Below are 26,308 nucleotides of genomic sequence, written 5' to 3'. Positions count from 1 at the left end.
CCAGCCTGTATGTGGAGTGTAGATGAACTGAAAGGGATGAGACATGCCCTGGAAGTACTCGACTTTTCCTTAGGCCGCTACTTGCCGGGTGGACTCCGGGTACTCGGTTCCTTGGGCAGACCCCCTCCCGGCTCTGGGTACCGGGAGGGGGCCCTGTCGGCCGCCCGTAGTCTGGGATCCACGAACGGCCGGTCCTGGGCCCGCGTCTAGCCAGAGTTGCTCATTCGGGCAACCTGATCAGTCGGGAGCTGGTGCTGATGGCGTTGACGGCGGAGGCGAAGATCGGTCCCATTTCCGCCCCCGTCGCGGCGCAGAAGAAGAAGTCACCGTCCGCGTTCTCCGTGGCCCTCAACGCCGTGGTGGAGCAGTCATTGGATGCCGCGGTGGGAACACCCTCGGACTTGGGCGACGCTGCCGCGGCCAACACGTCCCGGACATAGGATCCACCGGTGGTGCACCGGGCCGTGTTGGCATCGCCAAAAGCGACGGTGATGATCAGCAAGCCTTGGGCCTTGGCGTTGGTTGCGACGTCCTTGAGGTTTTGGCACGCTGTGGCACCGTTCGTCGTGCCAAGGTCGCCGCTGTTGCTCAACGCCGTGGTTCCGCCCGTGATGTTCTGTTCGTTCGGTTCGCCGTCGGTTTCCAGGATGATGGCCTTCTTGGCCGGGGTTGACCTGACCGGGAGCGAACCGAGGTTGTTGGGTGTCAGCCCGAGAGCGTACCTGGCGGCCGACTTCAGCGGTGATGCGAGATAGGTGCCGGTACTGGAAGCGCCCAGACAGTTCAGGCCACTGACCAGCGTGCTGCTGTTGTTCAGTGGGGGCGTTCCGCCGGGTATTGCGGGGTTGGTGGTGTAGTTGTTGGAGAAAGCCACAGGCAGCCATGGTCCCGTGGTCTGCGATGTTGATGGGGTGGTGATGCAACTGCCCGGACTCGTGCTGCTTCGGCCGATGGTGCCCAGGGCAACGTACTGCTGTTCCTTGGTCATGGTTTGCAGGGTGCTCTTGATCCCGGCGACCATCGCATTGCGGTCTGCTGTGGACATACTGCCGGTGCGGTCCGCGACCATCACGATGTCCATGGGATTCGGTACCTGCGATCCGCATGACCCTTTGCAGGCAATGGAGGACAGTGAACCGGTGGTCCCTGTGGTGACCCCGATGACGGGGGCAAACGCGAAGGGAACATCTTTCGCGGCTGTCACGATGATGGTGTTGCACGTCTTGTTTCCACCCGGAACGCACGGGATGGAACACAAGGTTTCGTTGCATTTGGCACCTGCAGTCGTGCCGGGGTCGCAGACGTTGGGAACCTGCCCGGCCGCCACGGTCTTTGAGGCGCCGGTGGAAGCAACCAGGCAGGTGAACGTGATGGCGGGATCAGCCTGTGGGTCGTTGTTTTTTGCGTAGGCGATGGCAGCGCTTCGGGCAGCGGTGGGATCGTTGGGCAAGGATCCCGCCCCGGCAAGGGCTGCCGCGTCCAGGGCGTTGCTGAGGTCCTGGCGCTCGTAGGCCAGTTTGCCAAAGTCGAGGGCAATGGCAAGTGCGGCGAAAAGCAGCGGGACCATGAGCGCGAAAATGACGATGGACGCCCCGCGTTCGTCGGGTGCGTTGGTCTCGTTGCTTGCGCGCGTCGAGATCCTGCGTATGGCTATGCTGCGCATGTTCCACCGGTCCAGTTCTTGGCTCCGGAAGTCACGCTTGCCGTGCCCTCCATTTTCATGACGTATTGGGTGTCGAAGTAGCCGTTGAGCATCCAGCTGAAGAAACCGCTGACAGAGCGCTGCGGGTAGCGCAGGCAGACAACGAGCTTCCCCGGGGCACCGCCGGAGGTGTCTACGACGAACTTGGATTGGAGCTTGGCGGCTTCGAGGTTGCCTCTTGAGCCGGTCACGGATGCGATGACGTCTCCGTTGGTGACTCCTTGGCGTGCGCCTTCGCGGGCAGCTGCCTGCAGGCTGATGTTTTCGCTGTAAGCGACGCCGAAGTCGATGACACCGAGCAGCATGGACAACAGCAGTGGAACGATGATCGCGAACTCTACGATGGAGGCGCCTCGTTGCCGGTCATCCGGTCTCCGGTGACGCGCCTTGACTAGCCTTGACATGGTATTCACCCAACCTTCACTTGCCGGCGAATGTTGCGATTGCGTTGATAATTGCAGGGCCCAGGATGATGATGAACAGCGGCGGAAAGATAAAGAGAATCAACGGAAAGATCACGGCAACCGGCAGTTTCATGGCCTTTTCTTCGGCTCGGAGCTTTCTCTTGATCCGCATTTGTTCGGCTTGGGGTTTCAGAATCCGGGCGATGGCCAGTCCCTGGATGTCCGCCTGGATAACAGCGCCGACGAAGCTGCGCAGGTCAGGAACCGTCGAACGGTCGGCCAAGGCCCGGTAGGCCTCCCTGCGGGACCGTCCTGCCTGGATGTCCTGAAGGGTTCGGACGAGCTCCTCGGCCAGCGGACCGCTTCCGTTTGCCCCGACGCGGGCGACAGCCGCCTCGAAGCCGAGCCCTGCTTCGACTGAGATCAGCAACTGATCCAGGACGTTGGGAAGGTCCTTCTCGATTGTCGCTTGGCGTTTGATGCCGTTGTTGTACACCAACAGGTCCGGAAGGAAGTAGGCGACGCCCGCCAGGACCAGAGCCAGGAACAACCCGGCCCCCGGGCGGGCGCCACCCAGTACCAAGACGAGGAGTCCGCCACCAAGAGCGGCGAGTGGCTTGAGGGTCAACAATCGCTCCAATGGCATGGATGCGGGGCGTCCGGCCTTGGCGAGGATCTGGTCGAGCCGCAGAGCGTAGGAATTGGGGGTAAACCTGCGCGCGATCCGGGTCAGCAGGGACGGGCCGGTGGCGACGTCGTTGACCGGTCCTTCGCCAACAGCCTGGAGCCTGGAACGGATCAAACGACTCGATGTCCGGTCAACGGCAATGAGTGACCACGCGAAATAGGATGCCGGCAAGACCACTGCGGCGATCAGAAGCCAAACGTATGCGGACATGACAGCACCTCCTAGAATTCGATCTTGACCATGCGGCTGATCCAAAAGGAGCCGATGGCCATCATGATCACGCCGACGATAATGAAGATCCAACCCAGTAAAGACTGGAAAAGAGTGGCCATGTAGCCGGGATTAACCACGTTGATGAGGATGGCAACCACGAATGGCAAGCCGATGAGGATGTAGGCAGAGAATTTACCTTCGGCCGCCAGGGCACGGACCTGACCTTTTATTTGGGAGCGTTCCCGCACCGTTTCTGCTGCATGGTCCAGAACCCCGGCGAGGTCGCCGCCAACTTCACGGTTGATCTCGATGGCCTGGCTGAGCCATTCGAAGTCCTCGCATTGCATCCTTCGCCCGACGTCAGCCATGGCATCCGATACTGGCCTGCCCACACGGTTCTCGTTGACTATCCGGGCAAGTTCTTCGGACATTGGGGCAGGCATTTCGAGACTGGCGCTATGCATGCTGGAGGTGATGCTGTGGCCGGACCGCAGGCTGCCGGAAATGGCACGGAGCATGTCCGTGAGCTGTTCCCCAAATTTCCTGCGCCGCTTTCCGGTCCGCATTGCAAGCAGCAACCATGCGATGAAGGGAGACACTGCCGCCAGGAAAAGGGCCAGCAGGATCCCTCCGAGGATGAAGCCTGCAACGCTAAGGACGAAGCTGCCCACCAAGATAAGGACCACGAATTCCGATTGCTTGATGGCCAGACCTGCCTCCTGAAGAGCATCACGCCCGAACATTCCGCCCCGATTGCGGCCGACCCCACGTTCGACGGCTGAGACGGTCGCATCAGCCATCCTGGTGATGACCGATTCCCCTCCGTCGACATCACCCGTGGGCCTGCGCCGAGTTACGTCGATATCCTGATAGCGCGGCCTCAGGGCGACGAACAACAGCAGGGACACAGCGAGGAGAACGGCCAATAATCCGGCCAGGAGTGTGAAGTCCAGATTCACGGTGATCACCTGCCCATCTGCCGTTGCGGCATGAAGGCCTCGGCAGGCAGGTAGATGCCCATGTCCGCCAACCTTTCGACGAACCTCGGACGGACACCGGTAGCCACGGTCTTTCCGATGAAGCGGCCTTCGGCGTTGACACCTGCCGCGAAATCGAAGGAGAACGCGTCCTGCAAAGTGACCACATCGCCCTCCATGCCCAGGACTTCGGTGATGTGGGTGACGCGTCGGGTGCCGTCCCTGAGCCTGCTCAATTGGACGATCAAGTGCACGGCAGAGGCGATCTGCTCGCGGATGGCACGGAGGGGCAGCTCCATTCCTGCCATCAGCACCAGGGTTTCCATACGGGCAACCGCGTCCCTGGGGGAGTTGGAGTGCACTGTGGAGATGGAACCGTCGTGGCCGGTATTCATGGCCTGCAGCATGTCCAAGGCCTCACCGCTGCGGACTTCGCCAACGACGATTCTGTCCGGCCGCATTCGAAGGGAGTTCCGAACTAGATCCCGGATGGTGATCGCACCGCGGCCTTCGATGTTTGCCGGCCGGCTTTCCAGGCGAACCACGTGGTCCTGCTGGAGTTGCAGTTCCACGGCATCCTCGATGGTGACGATGCGCTCTTCTTCGGGAATGAAGGAGGAGAGTACATTCAGCAAGGTGGTCTTGCCGGTACCGGTGCCACCGGAGACGATGATGTTCAGTCTCGCCTTAACACAGGCGTCCAGTACCTGTGCCATCGCGGGGGAGATGGAGTCGAACTTGATCAAGTCGTCCACCGTCAGGGGCACGGCCGAGAACTTGCGGATGGTCAGGGACGGGCCATCGACTGCCAGAGGCGGGATGACGGCATTAACGCGGGAGCCGTCCTCCAAGCGGGCATCAACCAAGGGCGAGGATTCATCGATTCGACGACCGATCCTGGAGACAATCCGCTCAATCACGCGCCGTAGATGCGAATCTGAGCTGAATGTCGTCCCTGTCGGATGGAGCCTGCCTGCCCTCTCCACGTAGATGCTCTGTGCACCATTGACCATGATTTCGGTAACCATCGGGTCATCGAGCAGTTTCTGCAGTGGCCCCAGTCCCAGGACTTCATCGACGATTTCTCGAATGAGTCGGCGGCGTTCTTCCGGCGTCAACGGAACCTGTTCGTCGTCGATGAACTCACTGAGGGCTTCGCGGACCATGCGGCGCACATCGCCCTCATCGAGGCCGCTGTCGGTGATACGGCTCCCCAAGCGACTGGTCAGCTCATCGGCCGCCCGCTTCTTGATCCCCGCCAGGGCATCGGTGGAGGGTTTAGCTGTGGCACGTGCCAGTTCTTCCATCTGCCGCGGTTCTTTGGACGCGGGCGCTGCGGCGGCCGCGTCTGTTGGCGCCGGTTGAGGACCTGACGGAGTGGCAACTCCGCTACTTGCGGTGGCCGCTTCCAAACGTGCGATGAGGCTCATGACACTGCCACCCTTCGACGCGAGTTCCTGGCGCCGACGACGGTTCCACCGGCGGCGATTTTGGCCACCAGCGCCCCAAGGCCCTTGGCGACAGGATCACGGCGACCGCTTTGAAGCATCGGCACGCCGGCGTTGGTTGAGAACGGGACGGCCCGCGAATGAGGAAGTACCACCTCCACGGGCAAACCGACCGTGGCCTCCACGTCTTTGACCGTCAGCCCGCTCCGCTTGTCGGCGAAGTTCAAGACAACAGTGCTCGACGGCGGCATCAGGTCAAGCTGCCTCAGAACCTCCAGTCCGTGGTTGAGGCCTCGGATGGACGGAATGTCCATGCCGCAGACCCACACAGCGTCAGTAGCCAGTTCGAGCACCGCCAACACCACGTCACCGAGCCCCGGAGAGGTGTCGAGGACGACGTAAGGGAATTCGAGCGACAACTGGTGCACCAAGGCAGCCACATGGGCAGGCTCGATCAGGTCCGCTTCAGCAGGTCGAAGCGGAGCACACAGGGCATACGCACCGCTGGGGTGCGGAGCCAGGAACGCCTTGAGGACCATCGAATCGGAGGCCGCCGATCCACGGACCGCGTCGGTGATGGTGTGTGCGGGTTCAAGACCCAGCCCGGATCCGACGTCACCGAACTGAAGGTCCAGGTCCACGATAACGGCACCCATGGGGACTGTTCGGGCGAGGCCCACTGCGAGGTTGGTGGACACAGTAGTCTTGCCGACACCACCCTTGGGGGACATGACGGAGACGACTCGGCCTCGCGGTTGCTCCTCCCGGGCACCGGCAACGGATGCCTGCCGGCGACTCGCAGCGGTGTTGGCAGCACGCTCCAACGCTTGGGTGAGGTCGTGGGCGTCTGCTCCCGGATCGATGATGTCGCGGATGCCTGAGCGCACGGCAGACAACGTCAACTCGCTGCTCGGCGCTGCGGCGAGGACGAGGACGATCTCCGGGTTCTCCGCGTCGATCGCGGAGGCCAGGGCGAACCAGTCTTCCACGCTGACGTCGGGGCCGAAGATGACGACGTCGATTGGCCCGCCGAGGTTCCGACTCAGAACATCGGCCGGAGACTGGTGGCCTGCTGGTCCGCTGAGAACCTGCACTTCATGCCCCGCTGCCAGTGAGAGAACCAGGCGCTGTTCGAACCCAGGTGATGTGGTCAGGGCCAGGAAGCGGCTCATTGGAAGATCCCCGACGTGCTGACGGGAGTCTTGGGACTCTCCGGTGTGTTTGCTGTTTGCTTGCTCAGCCAGATGCTCCCGACCTTGGCGCTCAGGATCACCTTGGCGGCATCGGTGGAGTTCCTGGCAAGAGTGACGAACGACGAGCCACTGGGCACAGCCGAGGTGCCTTCCTGCGCGGTACCAGTTGTTGCCGGTGCCTGCTGGATCGCGGTGACCAGAACTTTGTCAAACACCAGCTGCGTGCTGGCAATCTGGGCATTGGTGGGGTCTGTTTGCGTGACAAAGAGACCCACGAGGTCTCCCGCCCTGATGGTTCCGCCCACAACGCTTTCAGGGGGCAACAGAATAGTTACTTCCTGCATCCCTTCCGGAACAGGAACGGCACCTTCCATAATGCGTTCGGCAGGATTAATGAGTCGGCTTCCCAGGAGCTGCTCACCAGGTTCCAGAGCGACCGACGTGACCTGCCCACTGCCTTTGTCGAGTGCGGTCAGCGCCCCGTCAGCCTTGGCAGCGCTGGGCACCGACTTGATTTGCACGTAGGAACTGAGTTCCTGGACGCTGGTGCCGGCCGGAATTGGCTTTTCGACGACAACGACGTCGACGGGATCCAGGGACGATTGCGCCCGCCGGTCCGCGTTGGAGACATAATTCACCAGCAGCACAGTCCCAATGACAGCCAGGACCAGCGCGGCGATGCCCCCGATTAATCGCGTTTTCATGATTGTTTCCTCATCTTTGGTACACCTCAATACCTCGGAGGCTCGCCGGGGCGCCCAGACGCTTCCCGGTGTACTCCGTAAACACCGCTGCCGGCTGTCCAGATTGGGCGGACAGCCGGCAGATGGAGATGTTGACTAACCGCTACGGCTTGGGCTTGACGTTGTCCGCGATCTTGTCGAAGGTAAGGTCCAGGTTGGTGCCGATGAGGGTGACAGCACCGATGACGACCACGGCGATGAGTGCGACCATGATGCCGTATTCAACGGCGGTGGCGCCCTTCTCGGAGGTGAAGCGTTCCTTGATGCCGGCGACGAAAGCAATCATGTTGACCATAAGCGAGTTCATGGTAAATCCTTCCCAGAATTTTCTATGTGAAATTGTGTTACATAGGTCCAGCAAATTATCGGAATTTGCTTCGAATTCCGAACTACCCCCGTTTTGCCTTTAGCGGTTCGGATTTCGATATGACAAGAATTGCTGGTTTGGGATGGATTCAACAATGCGTAGGCGTACTCGAATTTTTTTCCAGGGTCCGCTGCCAGGTACTCGATGCCGTGGAGGCGGGTACTCAGTTTTCGACGCCAAAACACCAAGCGACTACTTGGAAAATTAAGGCCCCTTATGAGTTTGGGGTCATCGGCGCGCAGTCCGGGGGCGGTACTCAGCCGTTCAGTTCATGAACAGGACAACGCCCAGCGCCGCAGCCATCATGGCTGGACCGTGGGCTGTTTCGGCCGGTTTTTCAGCGGATCTCAGCCGTAACATCAGCACCGTCAGCACCCCGCCCACCACGAACCCCAATAGTCCGCCGTACAGTACGTGGGGCCAACCCAAGTAGCCTAGGTACATTCCCAAGGGCGCGGCGAGCTTCACATCGCCCATTCCGAGGCTACGTGGCGAAATAAGTCCCAAAATGAGGTAGCCGGCGAACAGGATTGCCCCTCCCGCGAGGGCCCGGAGCAGCTCGGGCCAGCCCGGAAGCACCGCCGAGGACACTCCCAGGAGCGCCAGGCCGCCGCCAAGAAGGGCCAATACGAGCCGGTTGGGGAGCAAATGAAGGGCGAAATCAATGCGTGAAAGCTGCACGCCCAAAAGCGCCAATAAAAGATAGGCCGGGAGTTCAAAAGCAAAGCCAAAACGCCACGCGAGCAGGCCGAACAGCAGCGCGGTGACTGCCGCCGTCGTGATCCGTACCTTTAAGGAGGGGAGTCCGCCGAGCCGTGGCAACGCGCGGGCGATCAGCAGCTCGCAGAGCGGACTCAGGACCAGGCCGGCCAGGGCAAGCAGGAGCGGCAGGGCAGGTCCGTCGGTCATGTGTCCTCCTCAATTAACACAGTCGCACCCAGGCGCGGTCACCCCATTTTGACCCGGACATACCGTTGAAGGTATTGTTTATAGTCGTTGTGCGTGTCCTATCTCGATGACACATGCCCACCAGGGGATCCAGTTGCAGGGTCAGTAACTCAGGTGGCATATCGAGACTCCTGGATGACTGGTCTATAGAGCCCTCACCTCTGCTCCGGTAGCGCATACATAGTAGGTGCACGTCTTATTGCGTGCCCTGAAACATGAACGCCAGAACAAGAACGAGGCCAAACCGTGCGTACGTACACCCCGAAGCCCGGCGATATCAACCGCCAGTGGCACGTCATTGACGCCACCGATGTTGTCCTTGGTCGTCTTGCCAGCCAGACCGCAACACTGCTGCGCGGAAAGCACAAGCCGACCTATGCGTCCCACATGGACATGGGCGACTTCGTCATCATCATCAACGCTGAAAAGGTTGCCCTTACCGGTGCCAAGCTGGAGCAGAAGCGCGCATACCGCCACTCCGGTTACCCGGGCGGCCTGACCTCCGTCAACTACGCCGAACTGCTGGAGAAGAACCCGGTTCGCGCTGTTGAGAAGGCCATCAAGGGCATGCTCCCCAAGAACTCCCTCGCCGCTCAGCAGCTGGGCAAGCTCAAGGTCTACGCAGGCTCCGAGCACCCGCACGCTGCACAGCAGCCGAAGACTTTCGAAATCACCCAGGTCGCCCAGTAGTCCTGGCCACCAACTAACTTTTTATTCCAAGGAGAACCGTGGCTCAGAACGAAGAACTGACCGCCGAGGCCGTCGAGGCCGAGGAAAACCTCACCAGCTACACCTCTGAAAGCGCACCCGCCGAGGACGCGCCCAAGAAGGAGCGCCCGGCACTGACCGTTGCCGGCGCAGCTGTTGGCCGCCGCAAGGAAGCCGTTGCACGCGTCCGCGTTGTACCGGGCTCCGGCAAGTGGATCATCAACGGCCGCGAGCTGGCCAACTACTTCCCGAACAAGCTGCACCAGCAGGATGTCAACGAACCGTTCCGCGTTCTTGACCTCGAAGGCGCCTACGACGTCATCGCCCGTATCCACGGCGGTGGCCCCTCCGGCCAGGCTGGCGCACTGCGTCTCGGCATCGCTCGTTCGCTGAACGAGATCGACGTCGAGAACAACCGCCCCACCCTCAAGAAGGCTGGCTTCCTCACTCGTGACGCCCGCGTCATCGAGCGTAAGAAGGCCGGTCTCAAGAAGGCACGTAAGGCTCAGCAGTACTCCAAGCGCTAAACCGCGCTTCGCAGGAAGCCCGTTCCACTCCGGTGGGGCGGGCTTCCGCCGTTTAATCCATCGGTTGTGACGCTCCGGAACGTGCCGTGGACGGTCGCTGTGCCGTCGTCGTCTAAACTTGAGCCGATGTCTAGATTATTTGGAACAGATGGCGTGCGCGGTCTCGCGAACGGATTGCTCACCGCCGAGCTGGCTATGCAGCTTGCCCAGGCCGCCGCCGTCGTACTCGGCCATGACCGCACAACCGACGGCAAGCGGCCCCGCGCCGTTGTCGCACGGGACCCCCGGGCCAGCGGCGAATTCCTCGCCGCCGCCGTCGAAGCCGGGCTCTCCAGCTCCGGTGTGGACGTGTTCGACGCCGGTGTACTCCCCACGCCGGCTGCGGCGTACCTGGTAGCCGACCTCGACGCCGATTTCGGCGTCATGCTCTCTGCTTCCCACAATCCGGCCCCGGACAACGGCATTAAGTTCTTCGCCCGCGGCGGCCAGAAGCTGCCGGACGACGTCGAAGACGCCATAGAAGCGCACCTGGGCAAAGAGCCGCAGCGTCCGGTAGGTGGGGACGTGGGACGCATCCAGCGCTTCTCGGACGCCGAGGACCGCTACATCGTCCACCTGCTCGGTACCATCCCCAAGCGACTCGACGGCCTGAAGGTCGTCCTGGACTGCGCGCACGGGGCAGCGAGTGGCTGCTCGCCGCAGGTCTTCAAGGACGCCGGCGCCGACGTTGTGGTGATCGGTGCCGAACCGGACGGCCTCAACATCAACGACGGCGTTGGCTCCACGCACCTGGGCCCGTTGAAGGAAGCCGTGGTTAAGTACGGCGCGGACCTCGGGATCGCCCACGACGGCGACGCTGACCGCTGCCTTGCCGTGGACCACGAAGGCAACGAGGTGGACGGCGACCAGATCATGGCGATCCTGGCGTTGGCCTTGGACAAGGCGGGCAAGCTCAAGGACAACGTCCTGGTGGCAACCGTCATGAGCAACCTCGGGCTCAAGCTCGCGCTCCGCGACGCCGGAATCACCATCCGCGAAACCGCCGTTGGCGACCGTTACGTACTGGAAGAAATGCGCGACGGCGGCTACAACCTCGGCGGCGAACAGTCCGGACACGTGATCCTCTCCGACTACGCCACCACGGGCGACGGCGTGCTCACCGGCCTGCAGCTCGCAGCCCAGGTAGCCCTCACCGGCCGCAGCCTGAAGGACCTGGCCACCGCGATGACCAAGCTCCCGCAGCTGATGATCAACGTCAAGGGAGTGGACAAGGGCCGCGCAGCCACCGACGAAGGCGTAGCAGCTGCCGTCGTCGCCGCGGAAGAGGAACTCGGAGAGACCGGCCGCGTCCTGTTGCGCCCGTCCGGCACGGAGGCTTTGGTCCGTGTCATGGTGGAGGCCGCTGACATGGAAACTGCTGAGCGTATCTGCAAGAGCCTCGCCGCCGTCGTGAAGGAACGCTTGAGCGTCACCAGCGACGTGGCTGTCTAGGACTCCGTACTACGCGAAAGGCGGCCCGCTCCGGTTTGGAGCGGGCCGCCTTTCGCGTGCAGGCTAAGCCAGGTAATCCGGCGCAGCCTCCAGTCCGAAGTACTCTTCGAGAGTGGCAATGCCCTTGGTTGCCATGGCCGTGGCTGCCTCGACGCCGATGTACCGCAGGTGCCAGGACTCGTAGTAATAGCCGGTGATCTCATGGAACATCCACGGGTAGCGCACCACGAAGCCGTACTTGTGGGCGTTGGCCTTGGCCCAGACGGCTGCCGGCTGCTCAGCGAAGCACGGTTGGAAGCTGCACGCGCCCCCACCGTCAGCGATGTCGAAGGACCAACCGGTTTGGTGTTCCGAGTAGCCCGGGCGGGCGGAGGCCCGGTCCGCGGCCGCTTGTCCGCTGCTGGCCACATACCCGCCGTATGTGGTGACCTGCGTGGAGTATGAGCGGTAGCCCGATGCCAGCGCCATGACGACGCCTTCGGCTGCAGCCGCGCCAAACAGCTTTTCCGCGGCAGCCGCCGTCGTGCTGTTCAGGAGGGTGGCCTCGCCGCTGACTGCGAGGCGGATCTTCGGCTGCACCAGGTCGGCCGGCACGTAGTTCTGCGGGTTGAGCGGCCGGTGCTTGTTGACCACCACCCACGGGCTGGTGGGGTCGGTGAGGGAGAACTGCGTGGTTGCCGTGCTCGACGGCGATGGGCTGGGTGGGGTGCTGGTGGCGGCAGCCGCCGGGGTCACGCTGGGAGTGGCAGTGGGGGTGGCGCTGGGCGAAGCTGTGGGAGCGTCCGCAACGGCAGGGGAGGGGGCTGTGCTGTCCGGGGTGCAGGCAGCCAAGGCAAGCATGCCGGCCCCTGCGGTGAGAAGGCCTGCGAAAGCACGTCGGCTGGGCTGGGGATGGGTCAACGAATCAGACCTTCCGCAGGAGCATGCGCCGGATGGAGTGATCCGCATCCTTGGTCAGGACCAACTGTGCGCGTCCACGGGTGGGCAACACGTTCTCCTCGAGGTTGGGCTCGTTGATGCGCTTCCAGATTCCGCGGGCCGTGGATTCGGCGTCGTCGTCGGAGAGGGTGGCGTAGCGGTGGAAGTAGGACTCAGGCTGGGCGAACGCCGTGGAACGCAGCTTGCGGAACCGGTCCACGTACCACTCTTCAATGTAGGAAGTCTTGGCGTCCACGTAGATGGAGAAGTCGAAGAAGTCGCTCAGGGCCAGTCCCTGCTTGCCGTCGATGCGGGGCCTTGCCGGTGCCAGGACGTTGAGGCCTTCCACAATCAGCACGTCGGGCCGGCGGACCACTACCTCGCGTCCCGGCACAATGTCATAGGTCACGTGGGAGTACCATGGCGCCCGGACTTCCTCCGCTCCACCCTTGACTTCCGACACAAAACGCAACAGCGCGCGGCGGTCGTAGGACTCCGGGAAACCCTTGCGTTCCAGGAGGTGCCGGCGTTTGAGCTCGGCCAGGGGATAGAGGAATCCGTCGGTGGTAATGAGCTCCACATTGGGTGTGCCGGGCCAGCGGCGGAGCATTTCGCGGAGCACGCGGGCGATGGTGGATTTGCCTACGGCCACGGATCCTGCCACGCCGATGACGAAGGGGGTACGTTGCGTCTGTTCGCCGAGGAAGGTGGTGGTGGCGGCGTGGAGCTGGTGCGATGCCTCAACGTAGAGGTGCAGGAGGCGCGAAAGCGGGAGATAGACCTCCCGGACTTCCTTCATGTCCAGGGGATCGCCGAGGCCGCGGAGGCGGAAAATGTCCTCTTCATTAAGGGGCTGCTCCATCTGGGCCGCAAGCCGGGACCAGGTGTGTCGATCGAGCTCAACAAAGGGAGAAGCGCCGTCGCCGTTTGCTTCGGTGCGTTGCAAAGTCACGCTCACGATTCTGCCCTTCACGCGGCGGAACAGGAAATGCGCGACGACGGCAAAGTGAATTGTCCGTGATGCACGACGCACCAGCCGAAGTGGAGGGGGGATGTCCCACGTCAGTTGTTTGACTGAGCCGGTAGGCTTGGACCCATGTGTGGAATCGTAGGCTATGTTGGCAATTCGTCTCGTAAGGCAGCTGGACACAGCGCCCTTGACGTCGTTGTGGAGGGGCTGCGTCGTCTTGAGTACCGCGGCTACGACTCCGCCGGCGTCGCAGTAGTGGCTGACGGGACCATCTCGTCCCGGAAGAAGTCCGGAAAGCTGAGCAATCTGGTCAGCGAACTTGAAGCAAACCCGGTCCCGGAATCCCTGACCGGCATTGGCCACACCCGTTGGGCCACGCACGGTGGACCCACCGATGGCAACGCCCACCCGCACCTTTCCGACGGCGGGCGCCTCGCGTTGATCCACAACGGGATCATCGAAAACTTCGCAGAGCTTAAGCAGGAACTGCTGGCCAAGGGCGTCACCTTCCTGTCCGAAACCGATACCGAGGTTGCGGCGGCCCTCCTGGGCGACATCTTCCGCAACGAGCTCAACGGCGACGCCGGCAACCTCACCCAGGCGATGCGCCTGGCCTGCCAGCGCCTCGAAGGGGCCTTCACGCTCCTGGCCGTCCACGCCGACCAGCCCGACGTGGTTGTGGCTGCGCGCCGTAACTCCCCGCTGGTTGTGGGCCTCGGCGAAGGCGAAAACTTCCTGGGCTCCGACGTCTCCGGCTTCATCGACTACACCCGCCGTGCTGTTGAGCTGGGCCAGGACCAGATTGTCACCATCACTGCCGACTCCGTGGAGATCACCGACTTCTTCGGCGCTCCCGCCGAGGGCAAGGAATACCACGTCGACTGGGATCCCGCTTCCGCCGAAAAGGGCGGTTTCAGCTCCTTCATGGAGAAGGAAATCCACGACCAGCCCGACGCCGTTGGCCAGACCCTCCTGGGCCGCTCGGACCTCGACGGCAAGCTGACCCTGGATGAGCTCCGCATCGATCCGGAACTGCTCAAGCAGGTCAACAAGATCATCGTCCTGGCCTGCGGTACGGCAGCCTACGCCGGCCTCGTAGCCAAGTACGCGATCGAGAACTGGTGCCGCATCCCCACCGAGGTGGAGCTCGCCCACGAGTTCCGCTACCGCGATCCGATCGTGGACGCCAACACGCTGGTGGTTTCCATCAGCCAGTCCGGCGAGACGATGGACACCCTCATGGCCGTCCGTTACGCCCGCGAACAGGGCGCCAAGACCATCTCCATCTGCAACACCAACGGCTCCACCATTCCGCGTGAATCCGACGCCGTGCTGTACACGCACGCCGGTCCGGAAATCGCCGTTGCCTCCACCAAAGCCTTCCTGGCGCAGATCACCGCTGCTTACCTGCTGGGCCTGTACCTGGCGCAGTTGCGCGGCAACATCTTCAGCGGCCAGATCAAGGATGTCCTGGCGGACCTCGGCAAGATTCCTGCCAAGATCCAGCAGATCCTGGACACCGCCGGTCCGTTGCGGGAACTCGCGCGCAGCATGAAGGACGAGAAGTCCGTGCTGTTCCTGGGCCGCCATGTTGGCTTCCCGGTGGCCCTCGAGGGTGCCTTGAAGCTCAAGGAAATCGCCTACATCCACGCTGAAGGCTTCGCCGCCGGCGAGTTGAAGCACGGCCCGATCGCCCTGATCGACGACGGCCAGCCGGTCTTCGTGGTGGTTCCGTCGCCGCGCGGCCGCGACTCCCTGCACTCCAAGGTGGTCAGCAACATCCAGGAAGTCCGCGCACGTGGTGCCCGCACCCTGGTGATTGCCGAGGAAGGCGACGAGTCGGTCAAGGACTACGCAGAGCACGTGTTCTACGTCCCGGAGACTCCCACGCTCCTCATGCCGCTGCTCACCACGGTTCCGCTGCAGATCTTTGCCGCAGAACTGGCCGGTGCCAAGGGCTACGACGTGGACCAGCCGCGTAACCTCGCCAAGAGTGTGACCGTAGAATAACCGCATGATTGTTGGCATTGGCGTAGACGTCGTAGACATCGAGCGGTTCGGTCGGCAGCTGGAACGGACCCCTGGCCTGAAGGAACGCTTGTTCGTTCCTGCTGAGCGGGAACTCAACACCCGTTCCCTGGCTGCCCGTTTCGCAGCGAAGGAAGCCGTGGCCAAGGTTCTGGGGGCTCCTGCCGGCATGAACTGGCAGGACTGCTGGATCGGCCTGGACGAGAACGGTCCCACCGTGCAGGTCAAAGGCACGGTACTGGCGGTCGCCGAGAGCAAAGGCGTCAAGCGCTGGCACTTGTCCATCAGCCACGACGGGGGCATCGCTACGGCGACTGTCCTTGCCGAGGGCTAGAGCGGGCACAAAAGAATAATGATCAGCGCCTTCACCGGACAACAGATCAGGGATGCGGAAAAACCGTTCCTGGACTCCGGTGGGGGCGCTGTTCTCATGCAACGGGCCGCTTACGGGCTGGCGCAGGAAGTCGTCCGGGAGATACGCAAACGCCGCAGGCTGGCCGGAGCCAGCGTCACCGTCCTGGTGGGCAAGGGCAACAACGGCGGTGACGGCCTCTTCGCCGCGGCCATGCTCGCGCGGCGTGGAATGCGTACGACGGCGGTACTCGCCTCGGACGGTGCCCACGCCGAGGGCTTGGCCTCCTTTGAGGCGGCGGGCGGCCGGGTGCTCAGGCTGAACGCAGGCAACGCCGAGGAGCTCGCGGTTTCCTGCGCCGGTGCCGACGTGCTGATCGACGCCCTCCTGGGGACAGGTGCCCGGGGTGGCTTGCGTGGAGCCGCGGCCGAGTTGGTCTCCCTGATCCAAGAACTCGGTCCCGCCTGCGTTGTGGCCTGCGATGTCCCCAGCGGGCTGGACGCCAACACCGGCGAGGTCCACTGGCCGGTCCTGAGGGCCGATGTCACCGTCACTTTTGGGGGTACTAAAGCGGGGCTCGTCGTCGATCCTGGCGAAGGTTGCGCGGGTCGCGTGGTTGTCGTTGAGATCGGCATCGAGGCCCCGCTTCGGCTGCTCCCTCCCGAAGTGCGCCGCCTGGCGGCATCCGATCTTGCACGCTTGGTCCCCAAAGCGGAACGGCGTTCGCAGAAATACACGCGCGGCGTCCTGGGCGTAGTGGCGGGCTCTTCCCGGTATGTCGGGGCCGCCGCGTTATGCGTCCACGCTGCAGCCCTGTCAGGGGTGGGCATGGTCAGGTACCTGGGCCCCGAAGCCGCGGCCCGGCAAGTCCTCTCCAGGACACCCGAAGCTTTGTGGGAATCGGAGGAGCCGGGGCGGGTCCAGGCCTGGCTCCTGGGGCCGGGCGTAGACGGCGTGGAGCAGCAGGGCCGAGTCAAGAACGCGATGAAGGCGGCGCTTGCGGCTGGAACGCCGGTGATCGTCGATGCCGGTGCCCTGTCCCTGCTGCCGAAGAAGTGCCCCCCAAACTGGATCCTGACACCTCACGCCGGCGAACTGGCCACGCTCCTTGGCATGCTGCCTGCCACCGGCGAGGTGGCTGTCACCCGTGACGACGTGGAAGCACGTCCACTGCACTTTGTCCGCCAGGCGGCCGAACTCACCGGGGCCACAGTGCTCCTGAAGGGTGCCACCACACTGGTGGCGTCGCCGTCGGGCATGGCCTTCAGCCAGTCCGAGGGCACGCCGTGGATGGCAACCGCGGGGAGTGGCGACGTCCTGGGCGGCATTCTGGGCGCCTTGGTGGCGCAGTCCATCGGGCCCCTGATGGACGACGACGGCGCTTACGCCACCCTTGGACTTGAACGGGACGATCGGTGGGCTGCCGTGGCTGCCGTGGCGGCGAGCGTCCATGGCCGCGCAGGCTCTGCCGCGTCACAGGAATTCGATGGAGGACCCCTTACTGCCTCGGCGATCATGAACGCGGTACCCCGCGTCCTTGGTTCGCTGTACGCGGAATGCGACTGGACCGGACCGTAAGGTTACTGTCCGTGTCATAGGTCATGAGTAGGCTTGCAGCAGTTGTTCGCATCACCCAGAGGAGAACGCATGGAAGTCTGGCCTGGATCGGCTTATCCGCTCGGTGCCACCTTTGACGGTACCGGCACAAACTTTGCGCTGTTCAGCGAAAAGGCAGAAAAGGTAGAGCTGTGCCTCTTCGACGACGACGGCGAGGAAATCCGCGTGGACGTCAAGGAAGTGGACGGCTATGTCTGGCACTGCTACCTGCCGCAGGTGCAGCCCGGACAGAAGTACGGCTACCGCGTCCATGGCCCCTACGACCCGGACTCGGGCCAGCGCTTCAACGCCAACAAGCTGCTGTTGGACCCGTACGCGAAAGCAATCCACCGGCAGATCGACTGGGACCCGTCCCTGTTCGCCTACAACCTGGGAGACCCGGAATCCCGCAACGATGAGGACTCCGCGCCGCACATGATGCTGGGCGTGGTCATCAATCCGTTCTTCGATTGGGACGGCGACAAGCTCCTGCGGATTCCGTACCACAAGTCGGTGATCTATGAGGCCCATGTCAAAGGCCTCACCCAGTTGCACCCCGAGATTCCCGAAGAGCAGCGCGGTACCTATGCCGGCGTCGCGCATCCCGCCGTGATCTCCCACCTGCAGAAGCTGGGTGTCACCGCGATCGAGCTCATGCCCGTGCACCAGTTCGTCAATGACGGCATCCTGCAGGACAAGGGCCTGAACAACTACTGGGGCTACAACACCATCGGCTTTTTCGCCCCGCACAACAGCTACAGCTCCAAGGGCGATACCGGCCAGCAGGTGCAGGACTTCAAAGCAATGGTCCGCTCCCTGCACAACGCCGGTATCGAAGTGATCCTGGACGTCGTGTACAACCACACCGCGGAAGGTAACCACTTGGGGCCCACGCTGTCCTTCAAGGGCATCGACAACTCGGCCTACTACCGCTTGGTAGAAGACGACCAGAAGTACTACATGGACTACACCGGAACGGGTAACTCCCTGAACGTACGCAGCCCGCACTCCCTGCAGCTCCTGATGGACTCGCTCCGGTACTGGGTCACCGAGATGCACGTGGACGGCTTCCGCTTCGACCTCGCGTCCACGCTTGCCCGCGAGTTCTATGACGTGGACAAGCTCTCCAGCTTTTTCGAACTCATCCAGCAGGACCCGGTGGTTTCGCAGGTAAAGCTCATCGCCGAACCGTGGGACGTTGGCCCCGGCGGCTACCAGGTGGGCAACTTCCCGCCGCAGTGGACGGAATGGAACGGCAAATACCGGGACACCGTCCGCGACTTCTGGCGCGGAGAACCCTCCACCCTCGGCGAATTCGCCTCCCGCCTCACCGGATCCGCGGATCTCTACGAGCACTCCGGCCGCCGGCCCGTAGCCTCCATCAACTTCGTCACGGCCCATGACGGCTTCACGCTCGCTGACCTGGTGTCCTACAACGAGAAGCACAATGAGGCCAACGGCGAGGACAACAACGACGGCGAATCCCACAACCGCTCGTGGAACTGCGGTGTGGAAGGACCCACGGACGATCCCACGGTCATGGGCCTGCGCGCACGCCAGCAGCGCAACTTCATTGCCTCGCTCTTCCTGTCCCAGGGCGTGCCCATGCTCCTGCACGGCGACGAACTGGGCCGGACCCAACAGGGCAACAACAACGGGTACTGCCAGGACTCCGAAATCACATGGATCAACTGGGAGAACGTGGACCAGCCACTGATCGAGTTCACCGCCGCGGTGAGCGCGCTTCGCGCCAAGCACCCCAGCCTGCGCCGCAGCCGCTTCTTCGACGGCCGGCCAGCGGTCCGTGGCGAGGGCGAGCGTCTTCCGGACATCGTGTGGCTCGACGCGGACGCCAGCACCATGACGCCCGAGGACTGGGACACAGCCCTGGGACGCTCCGTTGGCGTGTTCCTCAACGGAGACGGCATCCGTGGCCGGGACCACCAGGGCCGCCGGATCACGGACGTGAACTTCCTGCTCTACTTCAACGCGGACCAGGACGAAGTGGGCTTCCGCATTCCTTCGGACGAGTACGCCCCGGCGTGGGACGTCATGATCGATACCGGAGGTGAAGGCGCCGATGCCGGCGTGGTCAAGGCGGACCGGATCCTGATGGTCGCCGGTAAGTCCCTCGTGGTGCTCCGCGCCCACACGGCTCCGGAGATCGAGCCGGACCATTCCGTCGCGGCATCGCTGGCCGCCCTGACCCACACCAGCACGCCGGAGACTGCCTCCATGACGGCGCCGGCTGTGACGTCGCTGCCCTTGGAATACAAGGACGACGATGCCGGGGCTACCGGAGACGAGGCCGCCGACGCTGCTCCCGACAACGCAGAAGCCAAGGAGGAGAAGGCGTGAAGACCCCCGTCTCCACCTACCGGCTCCAGATCCGACCCGGATTCACCCTGCAGGATGCCGCCGGGCTCACGGAGTATCTCCACCGGCTGGGCGTCGACTGGGTCTACCTCTCGCCAATCCTGACCGCCGAAGAAGGCTCGGACCACGGTTACGACGTCACCGATCCGACCTCTGTGGATCCTTCCCGCGGAGGCGAAGAGGGCCTGGCGGCTTTGTCCAAGGCCGCGCACGAGCAGGGCCTCGGGGTCCTGGCGGATATTGTTCCCAACCACATGGGCGTAGCCACCCCCGGCCAGAACGCCTGGTGGTGGAGCCTCCTTAAGGAAGGGCGTTCGTCCAAGTACGCCGAAGCTTTCGACGTGGACTGGGACTTTGGCGGAGGAAAGATCCGCGTCCCGGTTCTGGGCAGCGATGACGATCTTGACCAGCTGACCGTGGCGGACGGCGAGCTGCACTATTACGATCACCGCTTCCCGTTGGCGGATGGAACCTACAGCGAGGGCGACGACCCCCGCGAGGTGCACGTCCGGCAGCACTACGAACTCGTGGGGTGGCGTCGGGCGGATGCCGAGCTGAACTACCGGCGTTTCTTCGCGGTCAATAGTTTGGCGGGTGTCCGCGTTGAGGTTCCCTGGGTCTTCGACGAATCCCACCAGGAAATTGCGCGCTGGTTCCGCGAGGGCCTGGTGGATGGCCTCAGGATCGACCACCCGGACGGCCTCGCCGATCCGGAGGGGTACCTGGCCAGGCTTCGTGAGGCAACCGGTGGCGCCTACTTGCTGGTGGAGAAGATCCTTGAACCGGGGGAGAAGCTCCCGGAAACCTTCCAATGCGAGGGCACCACGGGCTACGACGCGCTCGCGGACGTTGATCGTTTGTTCGTAGACCCCGCGGCAGAGCCCTTCCTGGACGATCTCGATGCGCGGCTGCGGGCTGCGCCGGAACCGGCCGACTATCAGGCCATGATCCACGGAACCAAGCGACGCATTGCCGATGGCATCCTCCGCTCGGAGATACTTCGTTTGTCACGGCTCGCTCCAGAGACCCAGGCGTTGCCCCGGCTTGACGTTGCCGATGCCTTGGCTGAGGTCATCTGCTGGTTCCCGATCTACCGGACCTACCTTCCGTACAGCCAAGGGGTCCTGGAGGAATCCGTGGAGCACGCGGCACGGCACCGCCCGGAGCTCAAGGGTATCCTTGATGCCTTGCTGCCTCTCCTCTTGGATACCTCAGGAGAACTGGCCCGCAGGTTCCAGCAGACCTCGGGCATGGTAATGGCCAAGGGCGTGGAGGACACCGCGTTCTTCAGGTACACCCGTTTGGGCACGTTGACGGAAGTGGGCGCCGATCCCGCGGAATTTGCCATTTCCACCGAGGTGTTCCACGAACGCATGGCCCGTCGCCAGGCCGAGCTTCCACTGTCCATGACCACGCTCAGCACCCACGACACCAAACGCAGCGAAGATGCCCGTGCCCGCATCTCCGTCATCTCGGAGTCGGTGCCGGAATGGGAGCTCTTCCTGGGAACCGTGCAGGACCGGGTCACCATCCCGGACGGTCCTCTGGCCGCGCTGGTGTGGCAGGCGATTGCCGGGGCATGGCCCGCCGACCGCAGCCGGCTGCAGTCCTACGCGCTCAAGGCAGCACGCGAGGCGGGCAATTCCACCAACTGGACCGATCCGGACCTGGACTTCGAACGCCACGTGGCTGCCGCCGTCGACTCCGTCTTTGACGATCCCGAAGTGGAAGCCGCGCTGGACAACTTCGTCGCCGAACTGGAGCCGTACGGAACGTCCAACTCGCTGTCCGCCAAGCTCATCCAGCTGACCATGCCCGGCGTCCCGGACGTCTACCAGGGCACCGAGTTCAGGGACGGTTCGCTGACCGACCCGGACAACAGGCGGCCAGTGGATTTCGAGGCCCGGATCGCGGCCTTGGCGGAACTCGATTCCGGTGCCAAGCCGGAGTACACCGAAGAAGAGGCCAAGCTGTTGGTGGTTTCCCGCGCTCTCCGCCTGCGCCGCGACCACCCGGAGCTGTTTGGCGGCTACCGTCCTGTCCAAGCCACTGGAGAAGCGGCCGGACACGTGGTTGCGTTCGACCGCGGACCAGAAGAACGCGGGGCCCTGACCGTGGCTACGCGCCTGCCCAAGCGCTTGGCTCGCGACGGCGGCTGGCGGGACACGGCCATTGAGCTGCCGGTGGACAGCCGCGACGAACTGACTGGGACTGCCTACCCCGCAGGACCGTTGAAGCTCGGCACCCTCCTGGAACGGTACCCGGTGGCCCTCTTGGTCCCCGTCGACTGACGATCCGACGAACACAGACAACGCACGCTTACAAACACAGGGAGCATGATGTTGGAGCACGCTGGAGAAGGACTTTTTGATGTCTGGGCACCGAACGCCGCTTCGGTGACGCTGCTCGCGGACGGCAGCGAGTACCCCATGGAGCAAAACAACGACGCCGGAGCGCGGGGTTGGTGGCGCGCCCCGGCTGGCGTCGTGGCCGGTGACGGCGCGAGTTACGGCTACAAAGTCGACGGGGAAGGTCCGTTCCCGGATCCGAGGTCCCGGCGGCAGCCCGACGGCGTCCACGGATTGTCCGCGACGTTCGACGCCGCTGTCCACGAGTGGAAAGACCAGGCGTGGAAAGGCCGTGGGCTCAAGGGTGCCCTCATCTACGAGCTGCACCTGGGTACCTTCACTCCCGAGGGGACGCTGGAAGCTGCTGCCGGGAAACTGGATTACCTGGTGGAATTGGGAGTCGATTTCATTGAACTCCTGCCGGTGAATGCCTTCAATGGCGTCCACAACTGGGGTTACGACGGCGTGCTTTGGTACGCGGTCCACGAGGCCTACGGTGGCCCGGCGGCCTACCAACGGTTTGTCGACGCCGCGCACCAGGCCGGGCTTGGCGTGATCCAGGACGTGGTGTACAACCACCTCGGACCGAGCGGCAACTACCTCCCCAAGTTCGGGCCGTACCTGAAATCCGGGGAGGGGAACACGTGGGGCGACTCCGTCAACCTTGACGGCCAGGAGTCCGACTGGGTCCGCCGGTACATCCTGGAGAACGCAGCCATGTGGTTGCGCGACTACCACGTTGATGGCCTGCGCTTGGACGCGGTCCACGCACTTCGCGACGAACGCGCCGTGCACATCCTGGAAGACTTCGGGGCCTTGGGGGACCGCATCGAAGCCGAGACCGGCATCCCGCGGACGCTGATCGCGGAATCGGACCTGAACAACCCGCGGCTCATCTATCCCCGGAAGGACAACGGCTACGGCCTGGAGGGGCAGTGGAGCGATGACTTCCACCACGCGCTCCACGTGAACCTGAGCGGAGAAACCACCGGGTACTACGGGGATTTCGACTCCCTCGCCGTCCTGGCCAAGGTACTTGAGCACGGCTTCCTGCACGACGGAAGCTATTCCAGCTTCCGTGGACGCCATCACGGCCGGCCCATCCGGCATGACCTGGCGCACCCGTCCGCGTTGGTGGTCTGCCTGCAGAACCATGACCAGATCGGGAACCGGGCCATCGGGGACCGGCTCACTGCGACGTTGTCCGAGGGGAAGCTGGCCATCGGTGCCGTCCTCACCATGACCTCGCCGTTCACGCCCATGCTTTTCATGGGCGAGGAGTTCGCTGCCTCCACACCCTGGCAGTTCTTCACGTCCCACCCGGAGCCAGACCTGGGGAAGGCTACGGCGGAAGGGCGGATCAAGGAATTCGAACGCATGGGTTGGGATCCCGCCGTGGTTCCCGATCCCCAGGACCCGGAGACCTTCCTGCGCTCCAAGCTGAAGTGGGAGGAAGCCGGGGAAGGCAGGCATGCGCGGCTGCTGGGGCTCTACCGGGATTTGGCACAGTTGCGCCGCGAAAACCCGGAACTGGTGGACGGCGGATTCTCCGAGACAGCCGTGGAGTACGACGAGGACGAGCGCTGGCTTCAGTTTTCGCGCGGTGCTGTCCGGGTGGTTTGCAACTTTGGCGCAGAGGCTTTGGAAACCCCGGTGGAAGGATCCATGCTCCTGTCCACCGACCACGAAGCAGCCCTGAACGAAGGCAAGCTCACCCTCCCGGGTGAGAGCGCTGCCGTCGTTCGCGTCACCTAAGCGGGACGGAAAGAGGTGACGGCGCCCACATAGCGGACGGCGCCGTCACCTCTCCCGGCGCGGTGGCAGGATGGTACGTATGACTTATTCGGCTGCGGAAAACCGCTACGAAACCATGCCCTACCGCCGCGTCGGACGCAGTGGCCTGAAGCTCCCCGCCATCTCGCTGGGCCTCTGGCACAACTTCGGTGACGACAAGCGATTCGACGAACAGCGCGCCATCCTGCGCCGGGCGTTCGACCTGGGCGTCAACCACTTCGACCTCGCCAACAATTACGGGCCACCGGACGGATCCGCCGAAACGAACTTCGGCCGGCACCTGAAGGACGACTTCAAGCCGTACCGGGACGAACTCGTCATCTCCACCAAGGCCGGCTACTACATGTGGCCCGGCCCTTACGGTGAGTGGGGCTCCCGCAAGTACCTCGTCTCCAGCCTGGACCAGTCGCTGCAGCGCATGGGCCTGGAGTACGTGGACATCTTCTACAGCCACCGCCCGGACCCCGAGACGCCGCTGGAAGAAACCATGGGCGCGCTGGACTACGCAGTCCGCTCGGGCAAGGCACTGTACGCCGGTATCTCCTCCTACACCCCGGAGCAGACCTTGGAAGCGGCCCGGATCCTGAAGGACCTCGGCACCCCCTTGCTCATCCACCAGCCCAGCTACTCCATGCTGAACCGCTGGACCGAAGATGGCTCGCCCAACCTTTACGAAGCCCTGGACCAGGTGGGCGCAGGCTCCATTGCCTTTTCGCCGCTCGCCCAGGGCATGCTGACCAACCGCTACCTCAATGGCGTCCCGGCTGACTCCCGTGCGGCTAAGGAGCGCTTCCTGTCCGAGGCCTCCTTGACGGAAGACAGATTGAACCGGGTGCGAGGCTTGAACGCGATCGCCGAAGGGCGCGGCCAGTCCCTCGCGCAGATGGCGATTGCCTGGATCCTTCGCGACCAGCCCAAGGGCTCGCCGGTTACGTCCGCGCTGGTGGGGGCATCCAGCGTCGCCCAGCTCGAAGACACCTTGGGCGCCCTCAACAAGCTTGACTTCACGGAGGAAGAGCTGACCGCGATCGACGAATTCGCCGTCGAATCGGACATCAACCGCTGGGCACAAAAATAGCCTCAAGCAACTGACACATTGGGAGAGGGGCTTGCCGGGAATAACGGCGGCCCCTCTCCTGTTGGTTAGAATGCAAAAGTATGCGCCGAATGGCGCCGTGCCAATCAGCCGCTCTCCGGGCTCAGCGGAGCAGCGCATGGCACCTGAGGTTTTTTCCAAAGGAGTTCCGTGTCTTCACATCCGATTCGTGTTGCCATTGTCGGCGTAGGTAACTGCGCCGCGTCGTTGGTCCAAGGTGTCGAGTACTACCGCGATGCCGACCCGAAGTCCACGATCCCGGGTCTGATGCACGTTGAGTTCGGCCCGTACCACGTCAACGACGTTGAGTTCGTTGCTGCTTTCGATGTGGACAGCAAGAAGGTTGGCCTGGACCTCGCGGACGCCATCGGCGCCAGCGAGAACAACACCATCAAGATCGCCGACGTTCCCGCCACCGGCGTGAAGGTCCAGCGCGGCCACACCCTGGACGGCCTGGGCCGCTACTACCGCGAGACCATCGTTGAGGCTCCCGAAGAAGCCGTCGACGTCGTCGCCGCCCTGCGCGAAGCCAAAGCCGATGTCATGGTTTGCTACCTGCCCGTCGGTTCGGACCAGGCAGCCAAGTTCTACGCCCAGTGCGCCATCGACGCCGGCGTGGCCTTCGTCAACGCCCTGCCGGTGTTCATCGCCGGTACCAAGGAATGGGCAGACAAGTTCACCGCTGCCGGCCTGCCGATTGTTGGCGACGACATCAAGAGCCAGATCGGTGCAACCATCACGCACCGCGTCATGGCCAAGCTCTTCGAAGACCGCGGCGTCACCCTGGACCGCACCTACCAGCTCAACGTTGGTGGCAACATGGACTTCAAGAACATGCTTGAGCGCGACCGCCTCGAATCGAAGAAGATCTCCAAGACGCAGGCCGTGACCTCCAACGTAGAGGCCGAGCTCCACGCAGACGACGTCCACATTGGCCCGTCGGACTACGTTGCCTGGCTTGATGACCGCAAGTGGGCCTTCGTCCGCCTTGAGGGCCGCAACTTCGGCGACGCTCCCGTGTCGCTCGAGTACAAGCTTGAGGTCTGGGACTCACCGAACTCCGCCGGCGTGATCATCGACGCCATCCGCGCCGCCAAGATCGGCCTGGACCGCGGCATCGGCGGCCCGCTGCTCTCGGCTTCGAGCTACTTCATGAAGTCCCCGCCGGAGCAGTTCAACGACGACATCGCCCGCGAGAAGGTTGAAGCCTTCATCCGCGGCGACATCGAGCGCTAAGAACCAGTAACGCTCGCCAGAACGGCCCTCCCGGATTGCTTCCGGGAGGGCCGTCCTGTTGCGCCCTCTCTCACCGAATCGCCCTTTCCGCCGGACGCTCGTTACCTTTTTCGTAGCCTGTTTCCTGGTGCAGGATATGGGTGTGCTGGCCTGCCGGCTCCGGCATGATTTTGACGCTCTGTCGC

Annotated in this window: 22 protein-coding genes; 11 read left to right on the top strand and 11 right to left on the bottom strand. The window is 63.4% G+C overall.

Translation table 11 applies throughout. The annotated features are described in order from the left end of the window. Positions 1-220: 220 nt before the first annotated feature. The 9 genes from ACH488_RS17415 to ACH488_RS17375 form a co-directional block, all read right to left on the bottom strand. Positions 221-1,663, bottom strand: a complete 1,443-nt coding sequence (locus ACH488_RS17415; RefSeq protein ID WP_397325827.1) for a pilus assembly protein TadG-related protein — start codon at positions 1,661-1,663, stop codon at positions 221-223. Beyond that, positions 1,651-2,106, bottom strand: a complete 456-nt coding sequence (locus ACH488_RS17410) for a TadE/TadG family type IV pilus assembly protein (RefSeq protein ID WP_397325826.1) — start codon at positions 2,104-2,106, stop codon at positions 1,651-1,653. Before ACH488_RS17410 ends, ACH488_RS17415 begins: the two co-directional genes overlap by 13 nt. Before the next feature lie 16 nt (positions 2,107-2,122). Next, positions 2,123-3,004, bottom strand: coding sequence for a type II secretion system F family protein (locus tag ACH488_RS17405; protein ID WP_397325825.1), 882 nt, complete (start codon positions 3,002-3,004; stop codon positions 2,123-2,125). 11 nt (positions 3,005-3,015) lie between these two features. Then, on the bottom strand, positions 3,016-3,966 hold the full coding sequence (locus ACH488_RS17400) for a type II secretion system F family protein (RefSeq protein WP_397325824.1): 951 nt from the start codon (positions 3,964-3,966) through the stop codon (positions 3,016-3,018). 5 nt (positions 3,967-3,971) lie between these two features. Continuing rightward, the gene (locus ACH488_RS17395) at positions 3,972-5,414 is read right to left on the bottom strand and encodes a CpaF family protein (protein WP_397325823.1); all 1,443 of its coding nucleotides are present in this window, start codon (positions 5,412-5,414) and stop codon (positions 3,972-3,974) included. Next, entirely contained in the window at positions 5,411-6,604 is a 1,194-nt protein-coding gene (locus tag ACH488_RS17390; RefSeq protein ID WP_397325822.1) for a CpaE family protein, read from the bottom strand. The genes ACH488_RS17395 and ACH488_RS17390 overlap by 4 nt, the downstream gene beginning before the upstream one ends. After that, positions 6,601-7,329 carry a Flp pilus assembly protein CpaB gene (gene cpaB, locus ACH488_RS17385; protein ID WP_397325821.1) on the bottom strand — a complete coding sequence of 243 codons (729 nt, stop codon included), beginning with the start codon at positions 7,327-7,329 and terminating at the stop codon, positions 6,601-6,603. Before cpaB ends, ACH488_RS17390 begins: the two co-directional genes overlap by 4 nt. Before the next feature lie 142 nt (positions 7,330-7,471). Then, on the bottom strand, positions 7,472-7,675 hold the full coding sequence (locus tag ACH488_RS17380; protein WP_397325820.1) for a Flp family type IVb pilin: 204 nt from the start codon (positions 7,673-7,675) through the stop codon (positions 7,472-7,474). A 324-nt stretch (positions 7,676-7,999) separates the two neighbouring features. Continuing rightward, positions 8,000-8,644, bottom strand: a complete 645-nt coding sequence (locus ACH488_RS17375) for a prepilin peptidase (RefSeq protein WP_397325819.1) — start codon at positions 8,642-8,644, stop codon at positions 8,000-8,002. 285 nt (positions 8,645-8,929) lie between these two features. Here ACH488_RS17375 and rplM point away from each other — a divergent pair, with 285 nt between their 5' ends. The 3 genes from rplM (at position 8,930) to glmM (ending at position 11,409) form a co-directional block, all read left to right on the top strand. Next, on the top strand, positions 8,930-9,373 hold the full coding sequence (rplM, locus tag ACH488_RS17370; protein WP_347108042.1) for a 50S ribosomal protein L13: 444 nt from the start codon (positions 8,930-8,932) through the stop codon (positions 9,371-9,373). 38 nt (positions 9,374-9,411) lie between these two features. Beyond that, positions 9,412-9,918 carry a 30S ribosomal protein S9 gene (gene rpsI, locus ACH488_RS17365; RefSeq protein ID WP_387435019.1) on the top strand — a complete coding sequence of 169 codons (507 nt, stop codon included), beginning with the start codon at positions 9,412-9,414 and terminating at the stop codon, positions 9,916-9,918. Positions 9,919-10,044: 126 nt separating this feature from the next. After that, positions 10,045-11,409, top strand: a complete 1,365-nt coding sequence (gene glmM / locus ACH488_RS17360) for a phosphoglucosamine mutase (RefSeq protein WP_397325818.1) — start codon at positions 10,045-10,047, stop codon at positions 11,407-11,409. A gap of 63 nt (positions 11,410-11,472) precedes the next feature. Here glmM and ACH488_RS17355 read toward each other — a convergent pair whose 3' ends face one another. Together ACH488_RS17355 and coaA are read right to left on the bottom strand one after the other, a co-directional pair. Next, a complete protein-coding gene (locus ACH488_RS17355) occupies positions 11,473-12,249 on the bottom strand; it encodes a D-alanyl-D-alanine carboxypeptidase family protein (RefSeq protein ID WP_397325866.1) in 777 nt (258 codons plus the stop codon). Between the two features lie 64 nt (positions 12,250-12,313). Then, positions 12,314-13,285 (bottom strand): type I pantothenate kinase, encoded by a 972-nt coding sequence (gene coaA, locus ACH488_RS17350; protein ID WP_397325817.1) that lies wholly within the window; start codon positions 13,283-13,285, stop codon positions 12,314-12,316. A gap of 138 nt (positions 13,286-13,423) precedes the next feature. Here coaA and glmS point away from each other — a divergent pair, with 138 nt between their 5' ends. The 8 genes from glmS to ACH488_RS17310 all read left to right on the top strand — a co-directional run bounded on the left by glmS (position 13,424) and on the right by ACH488_RS17310 (position 26,123). Further along, positions 13,424-15,307 (top strand): glutamine--fructose-6-phosphate transaminase (isomerizing), encoded by a 1,884-nt coding sequence (gene glmS, locus ACH488_RS17345; protein ID WP_397325816.1) that lies wholly within the window; start codon positions 13,424-13,426, stop codon positions 15,305-15,307. 4 nt (positions 15,308-15,311) lie between these two features. Next, positions 15,312-15,659, top strand: coding sequence for a holo-ACP synthase (locus ACH488_RS17340; RefSeq protein ID WP_397325815.1), 348 nt, complete (start codon positions 15,312-15,314; stop codon positions 15,657-15,659). Positions 15,660-15,677: 18 nt separating this feature from the next. Continuing rightward, positions 15,678-17,255 carry an NAD(P)H-hydrate epimerase gene (locus ACH488_RS17335; RefSeq protein WP_397325814.1) on the top strand — a complete coding sequence of 526 codons (1,578 nt, stop codon included), beginning with the start codon at positions 15,678-15,680 and terminating at the stop codon, positions 17,253-17,255. A 69-nt stretch (positions 17,256-17,324) separates the two neighbouring features. Beyond that, complete coding sequence (gene glgX / locus ACH488_RS17330; RefSeq protein ID WP_397325813.1) at positions 17,325-19,631, top strand: glycogen debranching protein GlgX; 2,307 nt, start codon at positions 17,325-17,327, stop codon at positions 19,629-19,631. Next, on the top strand, positions 19,628-21,940 hold the full coding sequence (gene treY / locus ACH488_RS17325; protein ID WP_397325812.1) for a malto-oligosyltrehalose synthase: 2,313 nt from the start codon (positions 19,628-19,630) through the stop codon (positions 21,938-21,940). Before glgX ends, treY begins: the two co-directional genes overlap by 4 nt. 48 nt (positions 21,941-21,988) lie before the next feature. Beyond that, a complete protein-coding gene (gene treZ, locus ACH488_RS17320) occupies positions 21,989-23,752 on the top strand; it encodes a malto-oligosyltrehalose trehalohydrolase (protein WP_397325865.1) in 1,764 nt (587 codons plus the stop codon). 79 nt (positions 23,753-23,831) lie between these two features. Further along, a complete protein-coding gene (gene mgrA, locus ACH488_RS17315) occupies positions 23,832-24,869 on the top strand; it encodes an L-glyceraldehyde 3-phosphate reductase (protein WP_397325811.1) in 1,038 nt (345 codons plus the stop codon). A gap of 168 nt (positions 24,870-25,037) precedes the next feature. After that, complete coding sequence (locus ACH488_RS17310) at positions 25,038-26,123, top strand: inositol-3-phosphate synthase (RefSeq protein WP_397325810.1); 1,086 nt, start codon at positions 25,038-25,040, stop codon at positions 26,121-26,123. Positions 26,124-26,308 lie beyond the last annotated feature (185 nt).

The organism is Paenarthrobacter sp. NPDC018779 (assembly GCF_044391085.1).
Taxonomy (GTDB): Bacteria; Actinomycetota; Actinomycetes; order Actinomycetales; family Micrococcaceae; genus Arthrobacter.
This window is presented reverse-complemented; position numbering and strand designations above follow the sequence as displayed.